Here is a 24756-nt window from a genome sequence, read left to right on the forward strand (position 1 = left end):
TAAGGCCTCAAAATCTATTAACATAGTCTGTGCTTAAATTTTGATTTCATTATGAAAGGATCAGTCATGCAACGAGTGGCAATCAATGGCTTTGGTAGAATCGGGCGCAATGTGCTGCGGGCTTGGTTTGAAAATCCCAAAGACTTTCATTTTGAAATCGTCGCCATAAATGACATTGCCGATGTAGAAACCTTGGTTCATTTATTTAAATACGACAGTACCCATGGTCGTTTTAAAGGGCAGGTGGAAATTAGCCTTGAAAATGAACAGATTTTTTTGAATATTTCTGCAGGTTTGGCGCAATTAAAAGTTCAGGTGTTGAATCAGGCTCAACCTGCACAGTTGCCGTGGCAAGCCTTAAATGTTGATGTGGTATTGGAATGTACAGGGTTGTTCCGTTCCCGCGGGGCGGCAACGCAGCATATTACTGCGGGCGCCAAACGTGTAATTATTGGTGCTGCACCATTCGATACTGTAGATGCTGCGATTGTTTATGGTGTGAATCATCATGAAGTCAAAAGTACCGACCAAATTATTTCCAGCGTATCTTGCACCACGCAGGCTTTAGTACCACTGGTTAAAATTATTGATGACGCTTTTGGAATTGATACCGCATTAATGACTGAAATTCATGCAGTCACAGCCGATCAAACTGTATTGGATCAGGCGCATCGCGATTTACGTCGTGCGCGTGCATCAGGACAAAATATTATTCCTACAACTTCTTCTGCCCTAGGTGCTTTAAAACAAGTCATGCCAAAAATGGCAGATCGGATAGATGGTTTTTCGATTCGTGTGCCGACCATCAATGTTGCAGCCATTGATTTAACTTTTATTTCTCAGTCGCCAATTACGGTGCACAAATTGAATCAGGTGTTGTGTGCTTCGGCAGCGCATGATTATGCCGAAATTATGCAAGTGACCGATGAGCCTTTGGTATCGAGCGACTTTAACCATTCACCTTATTCTTTAATTGTCGATTTAAGTCAAACCATGGTCGTGGGTCATCAAGCCAAAGTTTTTGCGTGGTATGACAACGAGTGGGGTTATGCCAACCGTTTACTAGATTTGTGTGAATCTTTTAGTCAGCGGGCGGTGTAAGCGGCTACTTTTTAAGACATATACAAAGTGTGAAAAGCGTGTAATAGTGATGACAGATTTTACACTTCGTATTCACGGTTAATTCACTGATTGATATAACAAAGTTTGCATAGAAAATTTGAATAGAGTAGTGGCATGATGATTATTTTATTGTGGGGATTTATTTTTTTGCTGGCACTTGCTGTCATTTTTCTGATTTGGTTGCAATTTAAAAATCAGGCAGACAGCAGCAGCGACGTGCAACATCAACAGCAAGTCGAGCAAAAAGTATTACATTTAGAAGAGCATCTAAAAAAGACGTTGGAGATCATGCAGGATTTGGCTAAAAAGATGCAGGTTCAGCAAGATGCACTCGATAAAACCGTGCAAAAAACCGCACAGCTTGAAATGCAAAATGCTGAGTTGGTCAGTTTATTGGCAAAGGCGGTGAAATCAAATCAGGACTTTTAAATGATGGCTTTGAAAGATGTGGTGTATTCATATTTTTTTACCGCATATTTCAGAAAAAGTCAGGTGCATGAGCAAAAGTATCATGCTAAACTAGGAGAAATCGGGTGTGCTCCCGATTTTTTTATGCGGATTCGTTCCGCGCAAACAAGAATTTAGGTTTACAACATGCCCATTTCAGAGACATGGTTATTACCTGATGGTGTAGCTGATGTATTACCAGAACAAGCGCAAGTGATTGAAAGCTTGCGTCGTAAGTCACTGGATTTCCTCGCATCTCGAGGTTATCAGTTGGTGTACACGCCATTCATAGAATACATTGAATCTCTATCTTCTCTTTCAGAATCGAATCAAGATTTAGACCTTGCCACATTTAAAGTGATCGACCAACTTTCAGGTCGTTTGCTGGGTGTTCGTGCCGATATGACACCACAAGTGGCGCGTATTGATGCGCATGTACATCCTGTAGATGGCATTGCACGTTACTGTTATGCAGGTACGGTTTTACATACCAAACCACAAGGTTTTAATACCACACGTGCACCATTACAATTGGGTGCAGAGTTATTTGGTTCAGACAGCATTGATGCCGATGTAGAAATGGTTGATCTGATGCTCAGCTTGCTAAAAGAAGCAGGTTTGGCAGAAGGTGTGCATTTAGACTTGGGTCATGTCGGCTTGTTCCGTAGCTTGGTTAAACAAGCAGAATTAAGCAAAGCCACTGAACGTCAATTGTCAGATTTATATCAGCGTAAAGCATTGCCTGAATTGGCAGAATTTACCCAAGATTTAAATTTCGGTTCAGATTTTTATGCTTTAGGTCGCTATGCCAGTGATTTAACTGCTTTGCAGGCTCATTTAAGTGCTGAAGTGTTGGAAAATACCGAATTTAAGCAAGCGTTTGAAGCCGTGAAAGCAACACAAGCTGAAATTCAGGCACGTTGGCCAAATCTGCATATTGGTATTGATGTGGTTGAGCTGCGTTCTTATCACTATCACACTGGCTTAATGTACGCGGTATATGCACCAAATCGTGCTGCGCCATTGGCACAAGGCGGCCGTTATGATGGCATTGGTCAGCATTTCGGACGTGCGCGTCCTGCAACAGGTTTCTCTTGTGACTTGTTTGTATTAAGTGCAGGTCGTTTTGAATCATCGTCTGTTGTTGTTGCGCCTAAAGGCTCACAACCTGATTTAATCGCGGCTATCCAAAACACACGTGCGCAAGGCTTTAGTGTAATTCAATTGTTGGGTAATGATGATTTAAACTCGGTTCCATACGCAACGCACCAATTGGTTCTTGCAAATGGTGAGTGGACAGTCGAAAAAATTTAATCGCCAAGGCATGTTTCATGTTACAGGTCTTGGTTTTCAATTTTAACAGCATGATGTAATGAGGCTATTATGGGCAAGAATGTTGTGGTACTTGGTACCCAATGGGGCGACGAAGGTAAAGGTAAGATCGTCGACCTGCTCACAGATCAGGCGGCGGCAGTCGTTCGTTATCAAGGCGGACACAACGCAGGCCATACTCTCGTGGTTGGTGGTAAGAAAACTGTATTACACCTCATTCCATCAGGTATTTTACGTGAAAACGTACTGTGCTTAATTGGTAATGGTGTTGTACTTTCTCCAGAAGCGCTGATTAAAGAGATGGGTATTTTGGAGCAAGAAGGCGTGCCAGTGAAAGAGCGTTTACGTATTTCACCAAACTGTCCGCTTATTTTGCCGAACCACATTGCGCTTGACCAAGCACGTGAGAAAAAACGTGGTAATGCCAAAATTGGTACTACAGGTCGTGGTATTGGCCCTGCTTATGAAGACAAGGTTGCACGTCGTGCGATTCGTGTTGCTGACTTGGTTCGTGGCGGTGAAGCATTACGCGCTCAATTGGCTGAATTATTGGATTATCACAACTTCCAATTGACACAATACTACGGTGTTGAAGCAGTTCAGTTAGATGAAGTTTTAGCGCTATGTGACCAATGGCGTGAAGTGATTGCACCATTAGTCGTTGATGTAACGACTGAAATTCATAATTACCGTAAAAACGGTGACAATATTATGTTTGAAGGTGCACAAGGTTCATTACTTGATGTAGACCACGGTACTTATCCGTATGTGACTTCATCGAACACGACTGCGGGCGGTGTAAGCTCAGGTTCAGGCTTAGGGCCATTACATTTAGACTATGTTTTAGGTATTACTAAAGCTTATACCACACGTGTAGGTGCAGGCCCATTCCCAACTGAATTGGTGTATGACGCAGCAAATGACGTAGGTGATGCGATTGGTAAACACTTAGGTACTGTAGGTCACGAGTTCGGTGCTTCTACAGGCCGTCAACGTCGTTGTGGTTGGTTTGATGCCGAAATTTTACGTCGTTCAGTCGATGTAAACTCACTGTCTGGTATCTGCTTGACCAAGTTAGACGTATTGGACGGTTTAGAAGAAATCAAAATCTGCGTAGGTTATGAAAATACCGATTCAGGTTGTGTAGGTTCTTCTGATGCGCTTGCATACGAAAACTTAAAGCCAATTTACGAAACAATGCCAGGTTGGTCTGAATCAACTGTGGGCGCGACCAGTGTAGAACAATTGCCTGAAAATGCAGTGAACTACATCAAACGTCTTGAGCAGTTAATTGAATGTCCAATCGACATTATTTCTACAGGTCCAGACCGCGCAGAAACTATCGTATTACGTCATCCATTTGATGCTTAAGTCGTTGTGCTTTAGCATAGCATTTAAGCTCTGATGATGTATTCAGCCCTGTCTAAATGATGGGGCTTTTTATTGCTGTTGTTTCAGTTTCAATAGCGACTCATTTTTGGAAACATTATAGATGATGCTGAGTGAGTTGTTTTTTCAAGACTAAAGTTGCAGATGACTGGCGCTGTGCAGAGCAGGGTGGCTTGTTACAATGGCTTTAGAAAATTAAATTTAATTAAGGTTATGCAGGATGCATAAAAATATTACCAGTACGATTTTTTATTCTTTATTGTTTGCGATGGGCGGCGCACCGACCATTGCCATGATGCTGATTTTATCGCAAAAGCATGATCCGAATATTATGTATCAGGCATTTATTGGTTTAAGCGTTATTTTTGCCTGTATTTTGGTGCCACTGATTCTGATTCAAAATGCTTACCTACTCTACAAACGCAAAAATCCAGAAATGGAAGAAAAAGTAGAAGTGGTGTCTAAAATTTACTTGGGTTTAAATGTTTTCTGTTTAGTATTTTGGTTGTGTTATCAATTTCTTTACTAGGGTAGTGATTGATCGCTCAGACATACAATCTGTACACAGCTTAGGCGTTGTTTACATAAATGATATGTTTATGAAGTGATTATAGATTTAAAGCCTTGAATTGATTTCATATAATTGATTGGTATGAAGATAGCTCGCAAGGCGGAGATTATTATAATGAACAAAAAACTGATGTTAAGTTTATGTGCCGCAGGCGCAATCACAGTTTCAGGGTGTACGACTGTTGCAGACATGGCGGGTGCAGATACTGCGACCTTAAATGCAACTGCAACCAAAAGCTATAATGAAATGGTGCAAGACGCACGCAATAAAAATCAGTTAGACACAAGCTCCACCACGTATAAACGTATCAATACTGTGTTTCAGCGTTTGATTCCACATGCCAACCAAATGAACCAAACTGGTCAGCCTTTCCAGTGGCAATTGGCGGTACTCAAATCTGATCAAGTCAATGCTTTTGTCGCACCAGGCGGTAAAGTAGTGTTCTACACTGGTATTGTGAATAAACTGAATTTAACTGATGCTGAAATTGCCGCAATTATGGGGCATGAAATGGTGCATGCCTTAGAAGAACACGCGAAAAGTAAAATTGGTGCACAGGCTTTAACCAATATTGCCTTGAACGTAGGTTTAAGTGCGGCAGGCAATAACGTTGGTCAATTGGGTGCAGCAGCAGCGCAATTGGGTACCCAAATTGGGATTGGCTTGCCATATTCACGTAATTTGGAAAGTCGTGCCGATCAGGGTGGCTTAATGCTTATGGCGCGTGCAGGTTATAACCCACAAGCTGCAATTACCCTTTGGGAAAAAATGAACAAGCTTGAAGGTGGCGGCGGTGCGTCCTTCTTATCGACTCACCCATCGAACAGTCAGCGTATTGAAGCAATGCGTAAAAACTTGCCAGCAGCACAAGCGCTATATAACCAAAGTCGTCGTTAAGATGACCTCAGCCAGTTCAACTGGTTAAGATAAAACACAAAAAAGATGCGCATGGTTTTATGCGCATCTTTTTTATGAAGACTTTTTGACTTTAAACAGCATAAAATGATGAGTTATTGCTGAGTTCATATTTTTAATTTCATTTTAAAGCAGTGCTTAAAATAAAATTAGGGCGCTGGATTGGGTTGTTGACGATGAATGGCTTCAATGCCTTGTAAAATTTCATCTGATAAGGTGATGTCAAAAGCATCAATATTTTCTTTGAGTTGCGCCATATTCGTCGCGCCAATAATGGTACTTGTCACAAAAAATTGCTGCTTGATAAATGCCAGCGCCAGTTGCGTCAAACTCAAGCCGTGTTGTTCTGCAAGTTGGGCGTATTGCTCGGTTGCCCATTCGCTTTGTGGATTACTGTAACGGCTAAAACGTGAATATAGCGTGACACGTGCATTGGCAGGGCGTGCGCCATGACGGAATTTACCAGTTAAATAACCAAAAGCCAAAGGTGAGTAGGCGAGTAGTCCAACACCTTCATAATGGGCGATTTCAGACATGCCAATTTCATAAGTACGATTCAGCAGGTTATATGGATTTTGTACGCTGACAAATTTACTTAATCCTAATTGTTCTGCCAAGTGTAAAAACTTCATGGTGCCCCAAGGGGTTTCATTCGACAGACCTATATAGCGAATCCGTCCTTTTTGAATTTCTTGTTGCAACGCGGTTAAGGTTTCAGCAAGGTCGGTTACTTCTTGCGTATTTTGTGCTTCTTGGTTGCCATAACCAAGTTTGCCAAAAAAGTTGGTTGGGCGTTGTGGCCAGTGCAGTTGGTATAAGTCGATATAGTCGGTTTGCAGGCGTTTTAAATTGCCATCCAGTGCAGAATGAATATCCTCTGCGTTAAAGCGGGTTTTGCCGTCTCGAATATGACTGCCGCCTTGCGAAGGGCCTGCAATTTTAGAGGCTAAAAACAATTTGTCACGTCCGCCACGTTGTTGTAACCAATTGCCAATAATAGTTTCAGTTGCACCTTGAGTTTCTACTTTTGGTGGTACGGGATACATTTCTGCGGTATCCCAAAAATATAAGCCTCGTTCTAGCGCATAATCGAGTTGTTGAAAGGCTTCTTGCTGGGTATTTTGTTCACCAAATGTCATGGTGCCTAAACAGATTTCTGGAACTAGAATGCCTGTTTTTGCCAATGGTTTAAATTGCATATTGTCTCTCGCTCAAGATTATATGTATATATTGATGTTACAAGAGCTGAAACCATTTTGCGCCACTTGTTGCTGCGAAAATGGCTACTTCATTGTAGTGACAGCAATAATGGTATTTTGATAATTGAAAATGGTAAAAAGTTAACAGCTGGTAATAAAAAAGCAAATCCGAAGATTTGCTTTTTTAATGAGCATATAGATGGTTTACTCGTCATCAAAGTTGCCATCAGTGGATTCATTTTGCTCCAAAGAAGCATCAAAAATCAGAATGGCTTTACCATCAGTTTCAATCATGCCTTGTTCTTCAAGTGTTTTTAGAACACGCCCGACCATTTCACGTGAACAGCCGACAATACGACCAATTTCTTGGCGTGTAATACGAATTTGACGACCGTTTGGCAAAATCATGGCTTCTGGCTGCGCAGAAAGATCAATCAAGCAACGTGCAATACGGCCAGACACATCTATAAAGGCAAGGTCAGTTACTTTACGTGTGGTATTTTTTAAACGACGTACCAGCTGTGCAAAAACAGCATAGCTTAAATCGGGATATTGTTTGCTGAGTTCGTGGAAATTTTCATAAGTAATTTCTGCGATTTCACAGACATCACGAGTACGAACCTCTGCAGTACGTTGTGGATTCGATTCAAACAGACCCATTTCCCCAAAAAAGTCGCCTGGATTCAAATATGCCACAACAATTTCGCGATCATCATCTTCGCGAAGAATAATTGATACTGAACCTTTTAGAATCAAATATAATGATTTTGATTCAGTCCCTGCATCAACAATAGTTGTCCGTTTTGGATAACGGTTGATGTATGCACGTTTTAATAATGCTTTGACTGAGTCAGGCAGTTGTCCAGGGGACAATGCATCAGTGCTCAGCTGTGAAAAGTTTGAAGTCATGCTAACGGTTCCGAAAATGGATAAATAATAGATCGCACAAGACCTAGTCTGAACTTGTCACACAGTAGAGATGAAATTCCTTATCAACTCAAGTTATGTTAGTGTACAAATACCCGTGTCAATTTATAGTTTTTTTTAGGTAGTTGCAATGCAAACAAGTGTTCAGTGGTTAGAGAACGTTGCTTTTGAAGCCAAATCAGAAAGTGGTCATTCTGTAGTGATGGATGGATCCGCAGAATATGGTGGTGAAAACCGTGGTCCACGTCCTATGGAGTTAATCTTAATGGGACTTGGTGGTTGTGCTTCATTCGATATTGTGACTATTTTAAAAAAATCACGCCAAGAAGTGACGCATGTTGAATGTCAGTTAACAGCAGAACGTGCCGATAGCATCCCTGCAGTGTTCACCAAAATTCATTTGCATTTTGTGGTCAAAGGCAAGGCTGTTAAGGAAAAGCAGGTCGCGAAGGCGGTTGAACTTTCAGCAGAAAAATACTGTTCTGCCAGTAAAATGCTATCTGATGGTGGTGTTGAAATTAGCCATGATTTTGAAATTATTGAACAAGATTAAGCGTTGACTGATAGGTCATACAATGGTTGGTATATTTGCCAATCATTGTAACTAAATATTTCTATTTGCATGAATAATAATCAGAAGCCTTTAATTTGTTGATATACAAGTGTATGTCAATAATTCAACTCACTATAAAAAAATTACCAGATTAAACTTGAAATTTACTTTAATCAGTCCAATATTATAATTGAAATCTAACCGTTAATTTTAATTAAGATTTTGAAAAATATATAAAAATTTAATTGAAATTTACGCCTGCGTTCCCATATATCCATCAAGTACACAATTTGTTGTGAGGAATAACAAGAATGCGTTTTGAAAAGTTTACCAACCGCCTACAGCAAGCTTTATCCGATGCCCAATCTCTCGCGATAGGGAAAGATCATACTGCCATTGAAGGCATTCACTTATTGGCGACTTTGCTCGAAGAAGCCTCCAATGTCAGTTTATTACAACAAGCAGGCGCCAACCTACGTGATTTGCAAAGCAAATTACAGCAAGCGATTGCCGATGCACCGACTTTGGCCAATCCAACAGGCGATATCAACTTAAGTCCAGATGCGGTTAAAGCCTTGAATTTGGCTGACAGTTTTGCCCAAAAAGCAGGTGATGAGTTCTTGTCAACCGATTGGTTGATGCTGGGTTTGACCGAAGTGGGCGCGACCAAAACACTACTGAACAGTGTAGGCGTGACTTCAGCCAGTTTGCGTAGCGTGATTGACAAAATTAGAGGGGATGAAAAAGTCATGAGCAATAATCACGAAGATCAACGTGACTCACTCAATAAATATACCATCGACTTAACTGAACGTGCGTTGGCGGGCAAGCTAGACCCAGTCATTGGTCGTGATGATGAAATCCGCCGTACCGTTCAGGTGTTGTCACGCCGTACCAAAAACAACCCAGTACTCATTGGTGAACCTGGTGTGGGTAAAACTGCGATTGTTGAAGGTTTGGCGCAGCGTATTGTAAATGGTGAAGTGCCTGAAAGTTTAAAAGGTAAACGTGTTTTATCTTTAGATTTGGGCTCATTGTTGGCAGGTGCGAAATATCGCGGTGAGTTTGAAGAACGCCTAAAAGCGGTCTTAAAAGACTTGGCGAAACAAGAAGGGGAAGTCATCTTATTTATTGATGAATTACACACACTTGTGGGTGCAGGTAAAGGCGATGGTGCCATGGATGCAGGCAATATGTTGAAACCTGCATTGGCGCGTGGCGAATTGCGCTGTGTGGGTGCAACCACTTTAGATGAGTATCGTCAATATATTGAAAAAGATGCAGCTTTAGAGCGTCGTTTCCAAAAAGTATTGGTTGATGAGCCAAGTGTAGAAGACACCATTGCAATTTTACGTGGTCTGAAAGAGCGTTATGAAGTGCACCACGGGGTGAAAATTTTAGACTCAGCGATTATTGCTGCTGCTAAAATGTCTCATCGTTATATTACAGACCGTCAGCTTCCAGACAAAGCCATTGACTTGGTGGATGAGGCCGCTTCACGAATTAAAATGGAGCTAGATTCTAAGCCTGAAGCCTTAGATAAATTAGAGCGCCGTTTAATTCAATTAAAACTGCAACTTGAAGCCGTGAAGAAAGATGAAGATGCAGGCAGCCGTGCTGAAGTTGCGCATCTAGAAAAACAAATTATTGAAGTTCAGAATGAATACAATGATTTGGAAGAAGTTTGGAAAGCGGAAAAAACCTTGGTTGAAGGCACTAAGCAAATTCAGACTCAGTTGGATCAGGCACGTATGGCATTGCAAAAAGCGCAGCGTGAAAATGACCTGGCGGAAATGTCACGTTTACAATACGGCGTGATTCCTGAGTTAGAAAAACAACTGGCACAAGATGAGTTGGTTGAAGAGAAAGAAGAGCCGAAATTATTGCGTAACAAAGTTACGGACAATGAAATTGCTGAAGTCGTTAGTGCAGCAACGGGCATTCCTGTATCGAAAATGCTGCAGGGTGAACGTGAAAAACTGCTACACATGGAAGACTTTTTGCATAAACGTGTTGTTGGGCAAGAAGAAGCTGTGGTAGCAGTGTCGAATGCAGTACGTCGTTCACGTGCAGGGCTGTCTGACCCTAATCGCCCAAGTGGTTCGTTCTTGTTCCTAGGCCCGACAGGGGTAGGTAAAACAGAACTGACCAAAGCTTTGGCAAACTTCTTGTTTGACAGCGATGACGCCATGATTCGGATTGATATGTCTGAATTTATGGAAAAACACTCGGTGAGCCGTTTGGTTGGTGCACCTCCAGGCTATGTGGGTTATGAGGAAGGTGGGGTACTCACCGAAGCAGTCCGTCGTAAGCCGTATAGCGTGGTGTTGTTTGATGAGGTGGAAAAAGCCCATCCAGACGTATTTAACATCTTGTTGCAGGTGTTGGATGACGGACGCCTAACCGACTCGCAAGGTCGCGTGGTGGACTTTAAGAACACTGTAATTGTGATGACTTCTAACTTGGGTTCACACGAAGTACGTGAATTGGGTGACAATCCAACACGTGAAGAAGTGCGTACCGTGGTCATGGCCGCAGTTTCACAACATTTCCGCCCTGAGTTTATTAACCGTATTGATGAGTTGGTGGTGTTCCATTCACTGGAAAAAGCACAAATTCGTGGCATTGCCGATATTCAATTGGATCGTTTACGTGCGCGTTTAAGCGAACGCGACTTGAGCTTGTCGATAGACGATACTGCATTTGATCAATTGATTGAAGCAGGTTTTGACCCAGTCTACGGTGCGCGTCCATTGAAACGTGCAATTCAGCAACAAGTGGAAAACACATTGGCGCAAAAAATCCTCGCAGGTGACTTTGTTGCAGGTGATACGATTTTAATTAAAGCTGAAAATGGTCATTTGCTGTTTGAAAAAATGAAACTCAGCTAATTGGCTATGTGTAAGCAACTTTTAAGAAACCCAGCTTCGGCTGGGTTTTTTATGACTGACAATTTAGGTCACATAAGTAAAATTTTTGGTAAAAAATGACAGCTATTTTTAATATTTTGTGATGGATATTATATTTAAGTGATTTATTTGCAAAACAATTATCTTTTTTAAAGAAGATTAATTATAATTTATTGTTCAATAAGAATAGATAAATTCTGAGCAGAATCTATGTCAAAAATAGTATGGGGTGGAATGGGGGTTGCAGTGTTGGCAGGAGCTGTCACTGCAGGAAATTTATATGCAGATAAGAGCCTGCGTGAGCATTATCAACAAAATTTAAATCCTGTACCCAATGTGAGCGTCCAATATACGGACTACGACATGGGGACTTTAACAGGTACTGCCAAATGGAAAATGACCATTATTGCAGACCCATGTAATGCTAAAGAAAAACTGGTGTTTCACGGACAAGATCAAATTCAGCGGACATGGAAAGGTTACCAAATTGATTCTAAAATGAATCTGGAACAAGGGCAGGGACAATTTTCCGAGTTCTTTCAGCAGCCTTTAAATGTGTCAACGCAAGTGAATTGGTTGGGCGTATCGACCACGAAATTGAGCATACCTGCTATAGAGAAAAAAGAAGCAGGACTTGAAGCTAAATTTTCTCCTATGCAGATTGAGTTTCAGGCGAAACAAAGTCAAGGGCAGCAGAAAATTGTAAATATGAGTTTTGATGTGCCTCAATTAACGGTACGGGATCAATTTGGGCATCTTCAAGTAAAAGGCATGCAGTTTAAAACCAATCAGGCTTTGAATGCGCAGTCTTTAGAGCCGGGCTATTTCCAATTCAGTATTGCAGAAATGCAGCGTCAAGACCCAAAAGCAGTGGGTTCAGGCAAAATGAAAGACTTCAGTTGGCGTATGGATACTCAACTGCATGAGCGCACGGTAGATATTCAATCGAAATTTAAAATTGCCGAGTTAGGTTTAAATAATGTGCCTGCCATGCAAGACCTGCAAGTGAATTGGGATATTAAAAACTTGCAGCGCAGTAAAATGCAGACGTTTCTTGATATTGTGCAAAAACAAAACAACTCATGCCTAGAAGCGGAAAACTTTGAGAAAGAAGTTCAACAAGCCTTGTTGGCTGTGATTAATGAGGGCTTTCAGTTCGAATCCAAGAAGAATCAGTTGAAATTAGGCACAGGCAGTATTCGGGCAGATTTGGTTGGTAAAGTGATGCCAGGGCATCAAACCACTGTAGAAGGCTTAGCGAAAATGTTCCCAAGTTTATTGGAAATGCAAACCGATGTGAGTTTTAACAAGCAAGTGGTCAAAACCATTATGAATAATTATATGAATGCTGCAGGTAAAAGCATGTCTGATCAAGAGTTGGAACAGATACTCAGTGCGATGCAAAGCAATCAGCAAATTCAACGTGATGGTGATGAATTTAAACTGTCGATGCATTATCAATATGGTGAAAAGAAGTTTTTAACTGGTCAATAATCTAGATACTGATCTACGATAAAACAAAGCCTGTTCAAATGAACAGGCTTTGTTGTATTGCCATATCGTTTATTTAAACAGGCGGGTGCTGAATTTTCCAAGCACGGTGGATTTTGGTGTTGCGTTTGAAATCTTGCCCAATGGTTTCATGGCTAATTTCCTGCACATCAAACATGGCTTCAATTTCTTCATCCATTTCAAAACCACGGTAGTTGTTGGAGAAGTACAGCGTTCCGCCTGTGGTTAAGCGGTTCATGGCACGCTTAATTAAAGAAACGTGGTCGCGTTGTACGTCAAATGTTCCGTAGAACTTTTTAGAGTTTGAGAAAGTTGGTGGGTCAATAAAGATCAGATCATATTGTTCATGACCTTCTTTGAGCCATTCAAAACAATCACTGGCAAAGAATTGATGTTGTTCATCGGCATGGTCTACCGTTAAACCATTCAATACAAAGTTTTCTTTAGACCAATTCAAATAAGTATTGGATAAATCGACGCTGGTGGTACTTGCTGCACCGCCAAGCGCGGCATGTAAACTTGCAGTTGAGGTGTAACTGTATAAATTCAGGAAGTGCTTGCCACGAGCTTCTTTGGCAATGCGTAAACGCATTTGACGGTGGTCTAGGAATAAACCTGTATCTAAATAATCCGTCAGGTTGACCAAAATTTTCGCTTGACCTTCTTGCACAATAAAACGCTTAGAAGCAGTACTTTGTTTGGTGTACTGATTTTTACCTTCTTGGCGGGCACGTGTCTTAATGAATACCGCATCACGGCCTAAGCCTGTTACAGCACGAATTGCTTGTAAGGCAAGATTAAAACGCTTTTTGGCTTTTTCAGGATTAATTTTTTTCGGCGGTGCATATTCCTGCACGTGCAAACGGTCACCGTATAAATCGACTGCGACATTAAAGTCAGGTAAGTCGGCATCGTATAAACGCAGACAATGCACATTTTCTTTCACCGCCCATTTTTTCAGGCTTTGCATGTTTTTTTGCAAACGGTTGGTGAAATCTTCTGCGCCTTCAATGGGTTCAAACTGTTGCGGTTGCCAATCTGCTAAGAATGGGCGTGCGAATGTTGCAGGTTTGATCGTACCAAAACGGACATAAATTGGCAGTTTACCGTTCATCAAACGTAAAATTTGCGGGTCATTGAAAGCCAACACATCGACTTGTTCAACTTGGGCTGCAATGACGGCTGCTTTTTGATTTGGGAAATGCTTTTGCAAGAGGGCAGACAGACCCAAATATAAGGCACGGTTCGAGGCTTTATCGCCCAAACGCTCACCATAAGGTGGGTTGGTTACAATAAAGGCCTTTTTACCTTCGGCTTGAAAGTCGGGCCAGTCAGCCAAAGTACGTTCTTCAATTTGAATCTGATCGAGCAGACTTTCAAAGCCTGCCGCAATAATATTTTGCTTGGTGGCTTTGACTGCTTCCCAGTCAGCATCGAAAGCATAAAATTTTGGCAAGGGTTGTTGTAATGCAGTTTGATGGCGTTCTGCCGCTTCTGCTTTAATGCTCATCCATAATTCATGGTCATGACCTTGCCAACCATTAAAACCAAAACGACGTACCAGACCCGGCGCACGGTCTGTCAGCATCATCAACGCTTCAATAATAAAAGTACCCGAACCACACATAGGGTCTAAAATAATGTCGGGTTCAATTTGTTCTAATTGACCTTTTTGCAGAATTGCCGCGGCAAGGTTTTCTTTAATTGGAGCATCGGTCATAAAACGACGATAGCCGCGCTTATGCAATGAATCGCCCGATAAATCTAGGCAGTATGTATGTTCTTTTTTGCCTGCCAACACGTATAAGGTAATTTCTGGCTGCTTGATGTCAATGCTTGGACGTTTGCCCACTGCGTCCATAAATGAATCGACCACACCATCTTTAACGCGCAAGGTCGCAAACTGGCTATTTACCTTGATGTCACGTTCGATGTGTAAACGCACTGCAAACGTACTTTGTGGGGCAAAAATGAGTGACCAGTCAAAGCTAAGCGCACCTTCATAAAGCTCTTCGGCTACATCGCGCGCGTCGTGACTGAATTCAATTTCGTGTGTGTGAATTGGCGTAAGGACACGTGAGGCTAAACGTGACCACATGCAGACACGATAGGCATTTTCGAGTGTGCCTTTGAAAATTAAACGACCCGGTAAACGTTCGATATTTTGAATACCTAAACCTTGCATTTCTTCTTGCAATAAGGTTTCAAGTCCATCTGCACAGGTGACCCAATATGTAGAAAGACGGGGTTTCGAATTCATGAAAATTTCCAAAAGCAATTCAGCAATCGGCTATTTTACCGTATTTTGTGCTAGAAAACTTAGTGATTTAGCGTGAATCGTGCAGAATTTTAAAGGTCTTGGTTTGAAGAGTTTCAGGGCATTTTTACTTTTTTTTCTAAAAATGCAGTGAGGATGCAATGACATCCCATAAAATTTTGAGTGATTGTATTGCGCAAGAATAAAAACCTGAATATTCACATGATTGGTATGTATTTTGCTCATACATTGTTGTGATGGTGAACATTTTGCAGATGAGCATCAAACACTGCAAAACAACAATGAAGCGATAAGGGGAATATTTAAATGACCACGGCTACTTTAAACACGGCACAGGCTTTAGCGGCAAATAACGAGATTTTTTCAGTTGCCACTTTAATTTATACGCGATTAAGACGGGTCAGTGGACGTGTGATTGATGTCATGTATCTGGTGGAAAATTCTGACTATGCACGTGCTGTGCTGCAATTAGCGCTCGCTACACACGATGAGGAATTGTGCCGTTATGCGCTACGCTTAAACAGTATATTGGCTAACTTAATGGATGCTGATGCAGAAATAACGACGCCGCAGACTGAATCGCAGCAATTAGATGCAGTAGAAAATATGGAAAATATAGATGACTTGACTGAACCGACAGCTGAAGAAATTTATCGGGCCCAGGTGTCGCATCATTATATAGGGGCATTGCGTTAAACGGGGAATAGTACAGACTTTGCCTACATAGCCTGAAGGTTGCGTAGGCTCTTGTAGGCGAAGATTGACCCACCAGATGTTCATCAAGCTCATATCAAGATGATTGGCTAGCAGAGCAGTTAAATATACATGCCATCCTTTCACATCGTTGTGTAGAGTATTAAGCATGAAAGAAAGTGTAGATGAGTCTGCATGACTTAATTTTAAAAATCATAAGTTTCTTTTGACTAAATCATGCCAAGTTACACTGCTTTGCCAAATCAATTTCTGTATAATGCGTTAACTTAACGTATAAGGAATCTCTCATGCATTTGGCGGCATTGCATACTCCGAGCCAGATTCAATTGAATAAAGATGGGCATTTAAAACACTTTTTAACCATCGAAGGTCTTTCCAAAGAAACCCTCACCCAAATTCTGGACACAGCACAGTCCTTTTTCAATGAACAAAACCAACTGATCACCAATAATTTGCTCGAAGGGCGCACGGTGATGAATTTGTTCTTCGAAAACTCTACTCGTACCCGCACCACATTTGAAGCCGCAGCCAAGCGTCTTTCTGCCAATGTACTCAATATTGATATTGCCCGTTCAAGTACCTCTAAAGGTGAAACTTTGCGTGACACTTTGTGGAACTTAGAGGCGATGGCTGCCGACATTTTTGTGGTACGCCATTCATCTTCAGGTGCTGCACATTTTATTGCCAAAACAGTTTGCCCAAAGGTTGCCATTATTAATGCAGGCGATGGCCGTCATGCGCATCCGACTCAAGCCATGTTGGATATGTTGACCATCCGCCGTGAAACCCAACGACCTTATGAAGAATTAAGCGTGGCCATTATTGGTGATATTAAACATTCACGTGTGGCGCGTTCCGATGTGGCTGCTTTGCAAACACTGGGCTGTAAAGACATTCGCGTGATTGCACCGAACACCTTATTGCCGTACGGTTTTGAAGAATATGGCGCAGGCGTGCGTTTATTTAACAAAATGGAAGAAGGCATTCAAGATTGCGATGTGATTATCACCCTGCGTATTCAGAATGAACGTATTGATTCGCCAGCACTTGCCTCACAAGCCGAATTCTACAAAATGTACGGTTTAAACAAAGAGCGTTTGGCGCTTGCAAAACCAAACTGTATTGTGATGCATCCTGGTCCAATGAACCGTGGTGTCGAAATTGATTCAAGCATTGCCGATGGGCCTCAATCGGTGATTTTAAATCAAGTAACCAACGGTATTGCGGTACGTATGGCGGTATTGGCCTTGGCGATGCAAGGTCAATTGCAAGAACAAGGTTTGATTGACGCGATTGCGGTATAAGGAAAAAGTCATGGCGATTGTAAAAATTGAAAATGTACGTGTGCTTGACCCAATCCAGCAAATTGACCGCGTACAAACGGTATATCTTGAAAATGGCAAGTTGGTTGCAGAAAGTGCAGATATTAGCGAAAGCATAGATGCCCAAGGTCAATGGCTCATGCCAACTATGGTCGATTTATGCGCACGTTTACGTGAACCTGGTCAGCAACAACATGGCACGCTCAAATCTGAAGGCAAGGCCGCACGTGAAAACGGAATTCTGCACTTATTTACGCCACCCGATTCTAAACCAATCGTGCAAGACAACGGTGCACTCATTCATGGTTTGGTCGAAAAAGCCATGTTGGATGGTGGCATTTATTTAGAAGTGATTGGTGCACAAACTCAAGGTTTAAACGGCAAGCAGCCTGCCAATATGGCGGGACTGAAAAAAGGCGGCTGTAGTGCAGTGTCCAATGCCAATGCACCTTTTGAAGATGATGATGTCGTGATTCGCACACTGGAATATGCTGCAGGTTTGGACATGACCGTGGTGTTCTATGCCGAAGAACCGCAAATTGCTAAAGATGGCTGTGTGCATGAAGGTTTTATTGCATCGCGTCAGGGCTTGCCTATGATTCCAACTTTGGCAGAAACCGTAGCGATTGCCAAATATTTGCTGATGATTGAAGCCACAGGTGTACGTGCGCATTTTGGCTTATTGTCTTGTGGTGCATCAGTTGAATTGATTCAACAAGCTAAAGCCAAAGGTTTACCTGTCACTTGCGATGTGGCGATGCATCAACTGCATTTAACCGATCAAATTATTGATGGTTTTAACTCGTTAGCGCATGTACGTCCGCCACTGCGCTCAGAGCAAGACAAAGCATTACTGCGTCAAGGTGTAAAAGATGGTGTGATTGATGCGATTTGTACTCATCATGAGCCGTTAAATAGCTCTGCAAAAATGGCACCATTTGCAGATACTTTGTCAGGTTTTACTGCATTTGATACTTATATTCCATTTGGGATTCAACTGATTCAGGAAGGTCTGTTCAGTCCATTGGAATGGGTAGAAAAAGTGACACTTGCACCTGCGCGTGTGGCAAAAATGCAAAGTCGTTGGGAACAGGAAGCGGGTTGGGTCTTGGTTGATCCAGAAGTGGAATGGACACTGAACAAAGAAACGATTGTGTCACAAGGCAAAAATACGCCTTTGATTAATCAAGTTGTAAAAGGCAAAGCAGTACGCGTCTTTACTGCTTAATATGCTCTGATTGATATTTTATTTTCAAGTTTAAATAAGAGTCAGCTTCGGCTGGCTTTTTTATTGAATTTTAACAATCCCCAAATAGAAAATCGAAGAAGAGACTCTACATTCCGTTGACTCAAATTTCACAACAAAATCAAAACACCACAATTTATTACATTTGTTTAAATTTTAAGCATATACACTAAAAAACAACTTGAAAACAAAGACAAAAAAGAGGGCATATATATGCAAACAGATTTTATAGACTTGCTCAAACAAAGTGTGTCATCCATTGTATTGGAAGGGGAAACCCAGCATTTGCTTGAAAAAAATCAGGCATTAAATAGTTTTTATCCCATTTTATTGTCTATTTTAAATTCACGACCTGAACTGATTGACAATCTGCTGCGACAACTGAATCCACGTGTGGGCGATGTATTTGGTTCAAATCTATCTTTAAAACAGCAGTTTTTAGATTTGGTCAGCGGCACAGCACCGCAAACCGAAATTGAAAACACCCTGAATCGTTCAATTGCACCAAGTTTAAACTTTTTGGAAAATCAGGCAGGTTCATCTGACCCAGTTGCCATTCAGCATTTACTGCAAAACAATTTAGATTCAATTCAGGCGGCTTTACCGCAGTGGGCAACAGCATTATTGGCTGCTTTGGGGGTAAATAATGCTGCGGGCCAAACCGTACATCAAGCACCTGAAGTCATTGTGACTGAGCCAGTAGAAGAACGCCGTTCGTGGTTATTGCCAATTTTAGCTTTAATTATTTTAATTGGTTTATTGGCATTTTTATTCCGTGCATGTAGTGACCGCAACCAAGCGCCTGCAACCACACAGACCCAAGTGGCAGCAAATCAGGCTGCAATGTTGCAAGTCAGTACAGGCAGTGATGGTAATTTGGTGACCTGTCAAATTTTGCTGAATAATCCAAGCTATATGGAAATTCTGCAGAATGAAGTGAAGCAAATTTTCAATCATCCAACAGGTTGTGGTGCAGAAAATTTTGCCAACTATCATTCGGAATTTATTGATCAGGACGTGATTCCAAGCGTTTTAAAAATGCTGAAAGGTGTACCGAATGTCAATTTAAACTGGGTGGGTAATCAACTGTCTATTCAAGCCGCGAACCCTGCCGATGCAGAGCGTTTAGCCAGTCAAATTCGTCCATTGGCTAAAAACATGACTGTAGTGACTCAGCAACCTGCAGAAACTACAGTAACCGATGTTAATCAGGCTGTAACCAGCAGTATTAGCAATGCCGAGCAGGCTTTGGCTGCAATTAATCCTGACAATATTCAAGCTTTGGATATTGCGACGGCACTCAATATGCAAATCATTAATTTTGATTCTGCATCGACTGAAATTCCAGCAGCAAATAAGTCTATTTTAGATCAGGCTGCGGTATTGATGCAGCGCGCGCCACAAGTGCAATTAACCGTGAAAGGGCATACCGATGCCGTAGGTGATGCCAATGCCAACAAAACTTTGTCACAACAACGTGCGCAAGCAGTGGTCGATTATTTAGTATCACGTGGTGTAAATCCGGGTCAATTGCAAGCCATTGGTTTTGGTTCAGAGCAGCCGATTGCGGCAAATGCAACGCCAGAAGGTCAATTTAAAAACCGCCGTATTGAGTTTGAAGTCTTGAATGTAGATACAGGCACGGTGCGTAGTGTGGAAGATGCAGGCGTGGTAGAGCAAAAGGCGCCTCAATCTTAAAATAGGTCTATTTTCTTGTAAGCCTTCACTTTGCAAAGTGAAGGCTTTTTTATTGTGGATCAATCCCGAAGTATTGTGCAAATATCGAAATTGAAAGTGATTTTTTAAATGATTTTTGGTTTAGTGGAATCGTTTTATAAATCAGTGATTTATTGGTTTTGTTGAGTGGAAAAGTATAGGAGTCAAAATAAACTCTCTCCCTTGTATTAAGTTTTAAAGCAGTGCATCAAAACTTGCAAAGGAGAGGGTTATTCACTCGAGATAAATTCATCAAGCTGCGACTTTTTGTAAGGCAACACCTGTGACTTTTTGAATTTCATCAAAACTGACATCGGGTGCAAGTTCAATCAACTTTACGCCTTGTGGAGTAATATCAAGCACGCCTAAGTCGGTAATGATACGATGCACCACCGCTTTACCTGTGAGTGGCAAACTGCACTGCGATACAATTTTAGGCGTACCATCTTTGGCACAATGTTCCATCAGCACTACAACTTTTTGTACGCCTGCAACCAAATCCATTGCACCGCCCATACCTTTAACTTTCTTGCCGGGAATCATCCAGTTGGCAAGATCGCCTTGTTCAGAAACTTCCATTGCCCCTAAAATAGCGATATTGACATGCCCGCCACGAATCATGGCAAAGGAATCTGCGCTAGAGAAAAAAGCCGCACCTTTACGCGCTGTCACAGTTTGTTTACCTGCATTGATCAGGTCGGCATCTACAGTGTCGGCAGTCGGAAATTCACCAATGCCAAGTAAGCCATTTTCAGACTGCAACCAAACATTGATATGTTCAGGAATATAATTGGCGACCAGTGTGGGTAAGCCAATGCCTAGATTGACATAAAAACCATCTTCTAATTCTTGTGCAGCGCGCTGCGCCATTTGATTACGCGTCCAAGCCATGTCTTAAGCCTCCGCCTTTAAAGTCATTTGTTCAATACGTTTTTCTGGGTTTGCATTGAGGACAATGCGGTTCACATAAATACCGGGTAAGTGGATTTCGTCTGGGGCTAAATCGCCAATTTCAACAATCTGTTCAACTTCGGCAATGGTGATTTTGCCTGCCATGGCACAGACAGGATTAAAGTTTTGTGCTGTTTTACGGAAAACAAGATTGCCCGCTTTATCTGCTTTGTAGGCTTTGACCAAAGCGACATCTGCGGTCAAAGATTCTTCTAAAATATAGTCTTTGCCATTAAATTCACGGACTTCTTTTCCTTCGGCAATAACAGTGCCTACACCTGTTGGGGTGAAAAATGCAGGAATACCCGCACCGCCTGCGCGTAATTTTTCTGCCAGTGTGCCTTGCGGGGTAAGTTCAACTTCCAGTTCACCGCTTAAAAACTGGCGTTCAAATTCTTTATTTTCGCCGACATAAGATGAAATCATTTTTTTAATTTGTTTGGTTTCAAGCAATAAGCCTAAACCAAAACCATCGACCCCTGCGTTGTTGGAAATACAAGTCAGCTGTTTCACACCTGTATCTTTTAACGCAGCAATCAAGGCTTCAGGAATACCGCATAAACCAAAACCACCCACCGCCAAGGTATGCCCATCTTGAACCACGCCATTTAATGCAGCTTGTGCGCTGTCATATACTTTATTGGACATTTGTCACCTCTTTATTCTCTGCACGGCATTCACTTGCCATGTTGTGTTGTTGCCATCCTTATTGCTTATGTTCCAATGCTATTGAGGATGAAATAGGTTTTAAGCACAAACCTTTTGCCAGTAGGCATTGGCATAGTGAGATGGATTATTGCGCTGTAAGACATTGCTGATGTTACGACTAGCTGTCATCAGCGGTTCTAACCGCACACCTGTTTCAAAACCCATCTTGGACAGTAAATAGTACAAGTCTTCGGTAGACACATTGCCCGATGCACCTTTGGCATACGGACAGCCACCCAAACCAGCAATAGATGAATCAAATACACGAATGCCTTGCAAGAGCGACTGATAAATATTGGCAATCGCCATGCCGTAAGTATTGTGAAAATGACCTGCTAAAACTTTGGCATCGACCTCTGCCAAACATGCATCCCAGACTTTTTGCACACGGTCAGGGGTTGCTGTACCAATGGTTTCACCCAAAGACACTTCATAGCAGCCCATGTCCAATAATTGCTGTGTGACTTTTGCGACTTGTTTCGGGTCAATTGCGCCTTCATAAGGACAGTCCACCATACAAGATACATAACCACGCACGCGAATGTTGTGCGCTTTGGCTTGACGCATGACATCGCTAAATTTTTCCAAACTTTCTTCAATTGAACAGTTGATATTTTTTCGGGTAAAGCTTTCAGAAGCGGCGGTAAACACGGCAACTTCTTTGCAACCCACCGCCAAAGCCGACTCAAAACCTTTTGAGTTTGGGGTCAGTAAACTGAATTGAATGTTTGGGTTTTGTGGCAGGCTGGCAAACAGCACATCGCTGTCTGCCATTTGCGGTACCCATTTGGCCGATACGCAAGAACCGACCTCAATGCTGCTTAAACCTGTTTGCATTAAATCCAAAATCAGGTTTTTACGGTCTGCCAAAGTGAGTGGCGTTTTCTCATTTTGCAGACCATCTCGTGGGCCAACCTCTACAATTTTGACAAATTCAGTCATGCAACTTCCTCCGTCAAGGCTTCAAATTCAACCAGTTCATCGCCTGCTTTGACCTGATCGCCCGCTTGGAAGTACGAACTTGCCACAATGCCATCGAAAGGCGCACGAATTGAATATTCAATTTTCATGGCTTCCAGTGTCATCAGTACATCATCTTTTTTCACACGGGCATTGGCTGCCACCAAAACTTGGGTGATTACACCCGGCATTGGTGCAGTCAGATTGTTGGCATTGTCTTGTTGATCATCGCTGTTAAAGTTTGCTTGTACATAGCTAAACACATGACGCTGACCGTTTTGGAACAGGGTGATGCCTTGCGCATGTTGGTTAAATGCTATTTTTTGTTGCTGACCATTGATACAAACCTGTAGACGATGTGCATCCAAAAGCTCGCCTTGAACGCTCAGCGTTTGCCCATTGTAGTGAGCCTCAAAACCAGAAGTGCATGGTTTTAACTGGATTTTGAGTGTTTGGTCATTGCACTGTAATTGCACTGTGTGGGCGCTTTGCTGATTTAAGCGCCAGAAGTGGTCTTTTTGCCAAACCGCGTTGTTTGCCGCTTTGTTGTTTTGAATACGAGAAAGTACATCAATTAACGCAGCTGCAACGACAGTTTCTGTAGCGACTTCAGGTTTTGCGTTAAGTAAAAATGCTTCCTCACGTTGAATAAGCCCTGTATCCAAATTGGCATGTTTAAAGGAATCACACAGCACCAAACGATCCAAGAATGCAATGTTGTTGCCTAAACCATCGACGTGGAACTGACCTAAAGCATGGTGCATTTGCGTTAATGCTGCTTCACGGTTTTTACCCCAAACAATCAGTTTGGCAATCATTGGGTCGTAGTAGGTGCTGATTTCATCACCTTCGACAATCCCGCTATCGACACGTACGGCATCATTTTGCTCTGGATAATGCAGATAGCTGATTTGACCAATGGCAGGAATAAAGCCTTTTTCTGGTTCTTCGGCATACACACGCGCTTCAAGGGCATGACCATGAATTTGCAATTCATGTTGCTGTTTTGGCAATGGCTCACCAAAAGCAACTCGCAATTGCCACTCAACCAAGTCTTGCCCTGTAATCATTTCTGTGACGGGGTGTTCGACCTGCAAGCGGGTATTCATTTCCATGAAATAAGCAGTACCGTCTTGCTCGACAATAAACTCTACCGTACCTGCGCCCACGTAATTTACAGCACGTGCGGCATCAATTGCGGCTTGGCGCATAGTTTCGAGTTTATCTTCTGGCATTTTTGGTGCAGGTGCTTCTTCAAGCACTTTTTGGTGGCGACGTTGTACCGAGCAATCACGTTCAAACAAATGCACGTAGTTGCCGTGAGTATCGCCAAAAACCTGTACTTCAATATGACGTGGTTGAATCACATAGCGTTCAATCAGCACATCTTCATTACCAAAGCTAGAACGTGCTTCACTTTTACATGAAGCGAGTGAGCTGAGAAAGTCTTCACTGCGTTCTACTAAACGCATGCCTTTACCGCCACCGCCTGCACTGGCTTTAATGAGCACAGGATAACCAATGCTGTCGGCTTGTTGCTTTAAAAATGCCGCATCTTGATTGCTGCCGTGGTAGCCCGGAGTTAGTGGCACACCTGCTTTTTCCATCAAGGCTTTAGAGGTTGCTTTTAGACCCATCGCCAAAATGGCTTCAACTGGCGGGCCAATAAAAACAATATTGTTGTCTTTACAGGCAAGTGCGAATTGGTCATTTTCAGATAAGAAACCATAACCCGGGTGAATCGCTTGTGCACCTGTGCTTTTGGCTGCCTGAATAATACGTTCAACTTGCAAATAACTTTGTGCCGCAGGGGATTCGCCAATATAAATGGCTTCATCTGCCAGTTTAACGTGTTGTGATTGTGCATCAGCATCTGAGTAGACTGCGACCGTGGCAATACCGAGTTTTTTTGCCGTACGAATCACACGGCAGGCAATTTCACCACGGTTGGCAATTAAAATCTTTTCAAACATAGTGCGATCCTT

Annotated in this window: 20 protein-coding genes; 13 read left to right on the plus strand and 7 right to left on the minus strand. The window is 42.2% G+C overall.

From position 1 onward, the window contains the following. Positions 1-66: 66 nt before the first annotated feature. The 6 genes from HX743_RS03125 to HX743_RS03150 all read left to right on the plus strand — a co-directional run bounded on the left by HX743_RS03125 (position 67) and on the right by HX743_RS03150 (position 5758). The gene (locus HX743_RS03125) at positions 67-1101 is read left to right on the plus strand and encodes a type I glyceraldehyde-3-phosphate dehydrogenase (protein ID WP_178318486.1); all 1035 of its coding nucleotides are present in this window, start codon (positions 67-69) and stop codon (positions 1099-1101) included. A 135-nt stretch (positions 1102-1236) separates the two neighbouring features. Further along, positions 1237-1551 (plus strand): hypothetical protein, encoded by a 315-nt coding sequence (locus tag HX743_RS03130; RefSeq protein WP_004971580.1) that lies wholly within the window; start codon positions 1237-1239, stop codon positions 1549-1551. 165 nt (positions 1552-1716) lie between these two features. Next, the gene (locus tag HX743_RS03135; protein WP_178318487.1) at positions 1717-2883 is read left to right on the plus strand and encodes an ATP phosphoribosyltransferase regulatory subunit; all 1167 of its coding nucleotides are present in this window, start codon (positions 1717-1719) and stop codon (positions 2881-2883) included. Positions 2884-2952: 69 nt separating this feature from the next. After that, positions 2953-4272, plus strand: a complete 1320-nt coding sequence (locus HX743_RS03140; RefSeq protein ID WP_178318488.1) for an adenylosuccinate synthase — start codon at positions 2953-2955, stop codon at positions 4270-4272. A gap of 238 nt (positions 4273-4510) precedes the next feature. After that, positions 4511-4819 carry a hypothetical protein gene (locus HX743_RS03145; protein WP_004971573.1) on the plus strand — a complete coding sequence of 103 codons (309 nt, stop codon included), beginning with the start codon at positions 4511-4513 and terminating at the stop codon, positions 4817-4819. A gap of 156 nt (positions 4820-4975) precedes the next feature. Further along, positions 4976-5758, plus strand: coding sequence for a M48 family metallopeptidase (locus HX743_RS03150; protein WP_004971571.1), 783 nt, complete (start codon positions 4976-4978; stop codon positions 5756-5758). Positions 5759-5925: 167 nt separating this feature from the next. On the opposite strand, the gene HX743_RS03155 is transcribed toward HX743_RS03150, so the two are convergent. Continuing rightward, entirely contained in the window at positions 5926-6975 is a 1050-nt protein-coding gene (locus HX743_RS03155) for an NADP(H)-dependent aldo-keto reductase (RefSeq protein WP_131261355.1), read from the minus strand. Between the two features lie 204 nt (positions 6976-7179). After that, complete coding sequence (crp, locus tag HX743_RS03160; RefSeq protein WP_004971566.1) at positions 7180-7884, minus strand: cAMP-activated global transcriptional regulator CRP; 705 nt, start codon at positions 7882-7884, stop codon at positions 7180-7182. Positions 7885-8032: 148 nt separating this feature from the next. Here crp and HX743_RS03165 point away from each other — a divergent pair, with 148 nt between their 5' ends. The 3 genes from HX743_RS03165 (at position 8033) to HX743_RS03175 (ending at position 12858) form a co-directional block, all read left to right on the plus strand. Then, the gene (locus HX743_RS03165) at positions 8033-8455 is read left to right on the plus strand and encodes an OsmC family protein (protein ID WP_070156041.1); all 423 of its coding nucleotides are present in this window, start codon (positions 8033-8035) and stop codon (positions 8453-8455) included. A gap of 311 nt (positions 8456-8766) precedes the next feature. Beyond that, positions 8767-11346, plus strand: coding sequence for an ATP-dependent chaperone ClpB (gene clpB / locus HX743_RS03170; protein ID WP_178318489.1), 2580 nt, complete (start codon positions 8767-8769; stop codon positions 11344-11346). 228 nt (positions 11347-11574) lie between these two features. After that, positions 11575-12858 (plus strand): DUF945 family protein, encoded by a 1284-nt coding sequence (locus HX743_RS03175; protein WP_178318490.1) that lies wholly within the window; start codon positions 11575-11577, stop codon positions 12856-12858. Between the two features lie 73 nt (positions 12859-12931). On the opposite strand, the gene rlmKL is transcribed toward HX743_RS03175, so the two are convergent. Further along, positions 12932-15136, minus strand: coding sequence for a bifunctional 23S rRNA (guanine(2069)-N(7))-methyltransferase RlmK/23S rRNA (guanine(2445)-N(2))-methyltransferase RlmL (rlmKL, locus tag HX743_RS03180; protein ID WP_178318491.1), 2205 nt, complete (start codon positions 15134-15136; stop codon positions 12932-12934). Positions 15137-15460: 324 nt separating this feature from the next. On the opposite strand from rlmKL, the gene HX743_RS03185 reads away from it, so the two are divergent. From HX743_RS03185 to HX743_RS03200, 4 genes are all read left to right on the plus strand, one after another. Further along, entirely contained in the window at positions 15461-15850 is a 390-nt protein-coding gene (locus HX743_RS03185) for a hypothetical protein (protein WP_178318492.1), read from the plus strand. A gap of 305 nt (positions 15851-16155) precedes the next feature. After that, positions 16156-17172 (plus strand): aspartate carbamoyltransferase catalytic subunit, encoded by a 1017-nt coding sequence (locus HX743_RS03190; RefSeq protein ID WP_178318493.1) that lies wholly within the window; start codon positions 16156-16158, stop codon positions 17170-17172. A gap of 10 nt (positions 17173-17182) precedes the next feature. After that, the gene (locus tag HX743_RS03195; protein WP_004971548.1) at positions 17183-18418 is read left to right on the plus strand and encodes a dihydroorotase; all 1236 of its coding nucleotides are present in this window, start codon (positions 17183-17185) and stop codon (positions 18416-18418) included. Positions 18419-18649: 231 nt separating this feature from the next. Next, entirely contained in the window at positions 18650-20134 is a 1485-nt protein-coding gene (locus HX743_RS03200) for an OmpA family protein (protein ID WP_178318494.1), read from the plus strand. A gap of 270 nt (positions 20135-20404) precedes the next feature. On the opposite strand, the gene HX743_RS03205 is transcribed toward HX743_RS03200, so the two are convergent. From HX743_RS03205 to HX743_RS03220, 4 genes are all read right to left on the minus strand, one after another. Next, positions 20405-21043, minus strand: coding sequence for a CoA transferase subunit B (locus HX743_RS03205; protein WP_178318495.1), 639 nt, complete (start codon positions 21041-21043; stop codon positions 20405-20407). 3 nt (positions 21044-21046) lie between these two features. Next, positions 21047-21751 carry a CoA transferase subunit A gene (locus HX743_RS03210; protein ID WP_178318496.1) on the minus strand — a complete coding sequence of 235 codons (705 nt, stop codon included), beginning with the start codon at positions 21749-21751 and terminating at the stop codon, positions 21047-21049. Between the two features lie 99 nt (positions 21752-21850). Further along, complete coding sequence (locus tag HX743_RS03215; RefSeq protein ID WP_178318497.1) at positions 21851-22753, minus strand: hydroxymethylglutaryl-CoA lyase; 903 nt, start codon at positions 22751-22753, stop codon at positions 21851-21853. Next, positions 22750-24744: an acetyl/propionyl/methylcrotonyl-CoA carboxylase subunit alpha gene (locus HX743_RS03220; RefSeq protein ID WP_167845930.1), complete on the minus strand. Its 1995-nt coding sequence runs from the start codon at positions 24742-24744 to the stop codon at positions 22750-22752. The genes HX743_RS03215 and HX743_RS03220 overlap by 4 nt, the downstream gene beginning before the upstream one ends. Between the last annotated feature and the right edge of the window lie 12 nt (positions 24745-24756).

Source organism: Acinetobacter sp. Swhac1 (assembly GCF_013390985.1).
GTDB lineage: Bacteria > Pseudomonadota > Gammaproteobacteria > Pseudomonadales > Moraxellaceae > Acinetobacter > Acinetobacter towneri.

Excerpts from the sequence above, each read along its gene's own strand:
- HX743_RS03185 (WP_178318492.1), top strand. The coding sequence starts at position 15,461 with ATGACCACGGCTACTTTAAACACGGCACAGGCTTTAGCGGCAAATAAC.
- HX743_RS03125 (WP_178318486.1), top strand. The coding sequence starts at position 67 with ATGCAACGAGTGGCAATCAATGGCTTTGGTAGAATCGGGCGCAATGTG.
- HX743_RS03200 (WP_178318494.1), top strand. The coding sequence starts at position 18,650 with ATGCAAACAGATTTTATAGACTTGCTCAAACAAAGTGTGTCATCCATT.
- HX743_RS03150 (WP_004971571.1), top strand. The coding sequence starts at position 4,976 with ATGAACAAAAAACTGATGTTAAGTTTATGTGCCGCAGGCGCAATCACA.
- HX743_RS03165 (WP_070156041.1), top strand. The coding sequence starts at position 8,033 with ATGCAAACAAGTGTTCAGTGGTTAGAGAACGTTGCTTTTGAAGCCAAA.
- HX743_RS03145 (WP_004971573.1), top strand. The coding sequence starts at position 4,511 with ATGCATAAAAATATTACCAGTACGATTTTTTATTCTTTATTGTTTGCG.
- HX743_RS03130 (WP_004971580.1), top strand. The coding sequence starts at position 1,237 with ATGATGATTATTTTATTGTGGGGATTTATTTTTTTGCTGGCACTTGCT.
- HX743_RS03220 (WP_167845930.1), bottom strand. The coding sequence starts at position 24,744 with ATGTTTGAAAAGATTTTAATTGCCAACCGTGGTGAAATTGCCTGCCGT.
- HX743_RS03175 (WP_178318490.1), top strand. The coding sequence starts at position 11,575 with ATGTCAAAAATAGTATGGGGTGGAATGGGGGTTGCAGTGTTGGCAGGA.
- HX743_RS03140 (WP_178318488.1), top strand. The coding sequence starts at position 2,953 with ATGGGCAAGAATGTTGTGGTACTTGGTACCCAATGGGGCGACGAAGGT.
- HX743_RS03190 (WP_178318493.1), top strand. The coding sequence starts at position 16,156 with ATGCATTTGGCGGCATTGCATACTCCGAGCCAGATTCAATTGAATAAA.
- crp (WP_004971566.1), bottom strand. The coding sequence starts at position 7,884 with ATGACTTCAAACTTTTCACAGCTGAGCACTGATGCATTGTCCCCTGGA.
- rlmKL (WP_178318491.1), bottom strand. The coding sequence starts at position 15,136 with ATGAATTCGAAACCCCGTCTTTCTACATATTGGGTCACCTGTGCAGAT.
- HX743_RS03135 (WP_178318487.1), top strand. The coding sequence starts at position 1,717 with ATGCCCATTTCAGAGACATGGTTATTACCTGATGGTGTAGCTGATGTA.
- HX743_RS03195 (WP_004971548.1), top strand. The coding sequence starts at position 17,183 with ATGGCGATTGTAAAAATTGAAAATGTACGTGTGCTTGACCCAATCCAG.
- HX743_RS03205 (WP_178318495.1), bottom strand. The coding sequence starts at position 21,043 with ATGGCTTGGACGCGTAATCAAATGGCGCAGCGCGCTGCACAAGAATTA.
- HX743_RS03155 (WP_131261355.1), bottom strand. The coding sequence starts at position 6,975 with ATGCAATTTAAACCATTGGCAAAAACAGGCATTCTAGTTCCAGAAATC.
- HX743_RS03215 (WP_178318497.1), bottom strand. The coding sequence starts at position 22,753 with ATGACTGAATTTGTCAAAATTGTAGAGGTTGGCCCACGAGATGGTCTG.
- clpB (WP_178318489.1), top strand. The coding sequence starts at position 8,767 with ATGCGTTTTGAAAAGTTTACCAACCGCCTACAGCAAGCTTTATCCGAT.
- HX743_RS03210 (WP_178318496.1), bottom strand. The coding sequence starts at position 21,751 with ATGTCCAATAAAGTATATGACAGCGCACAAGCTGCATTAAATGGCGTG.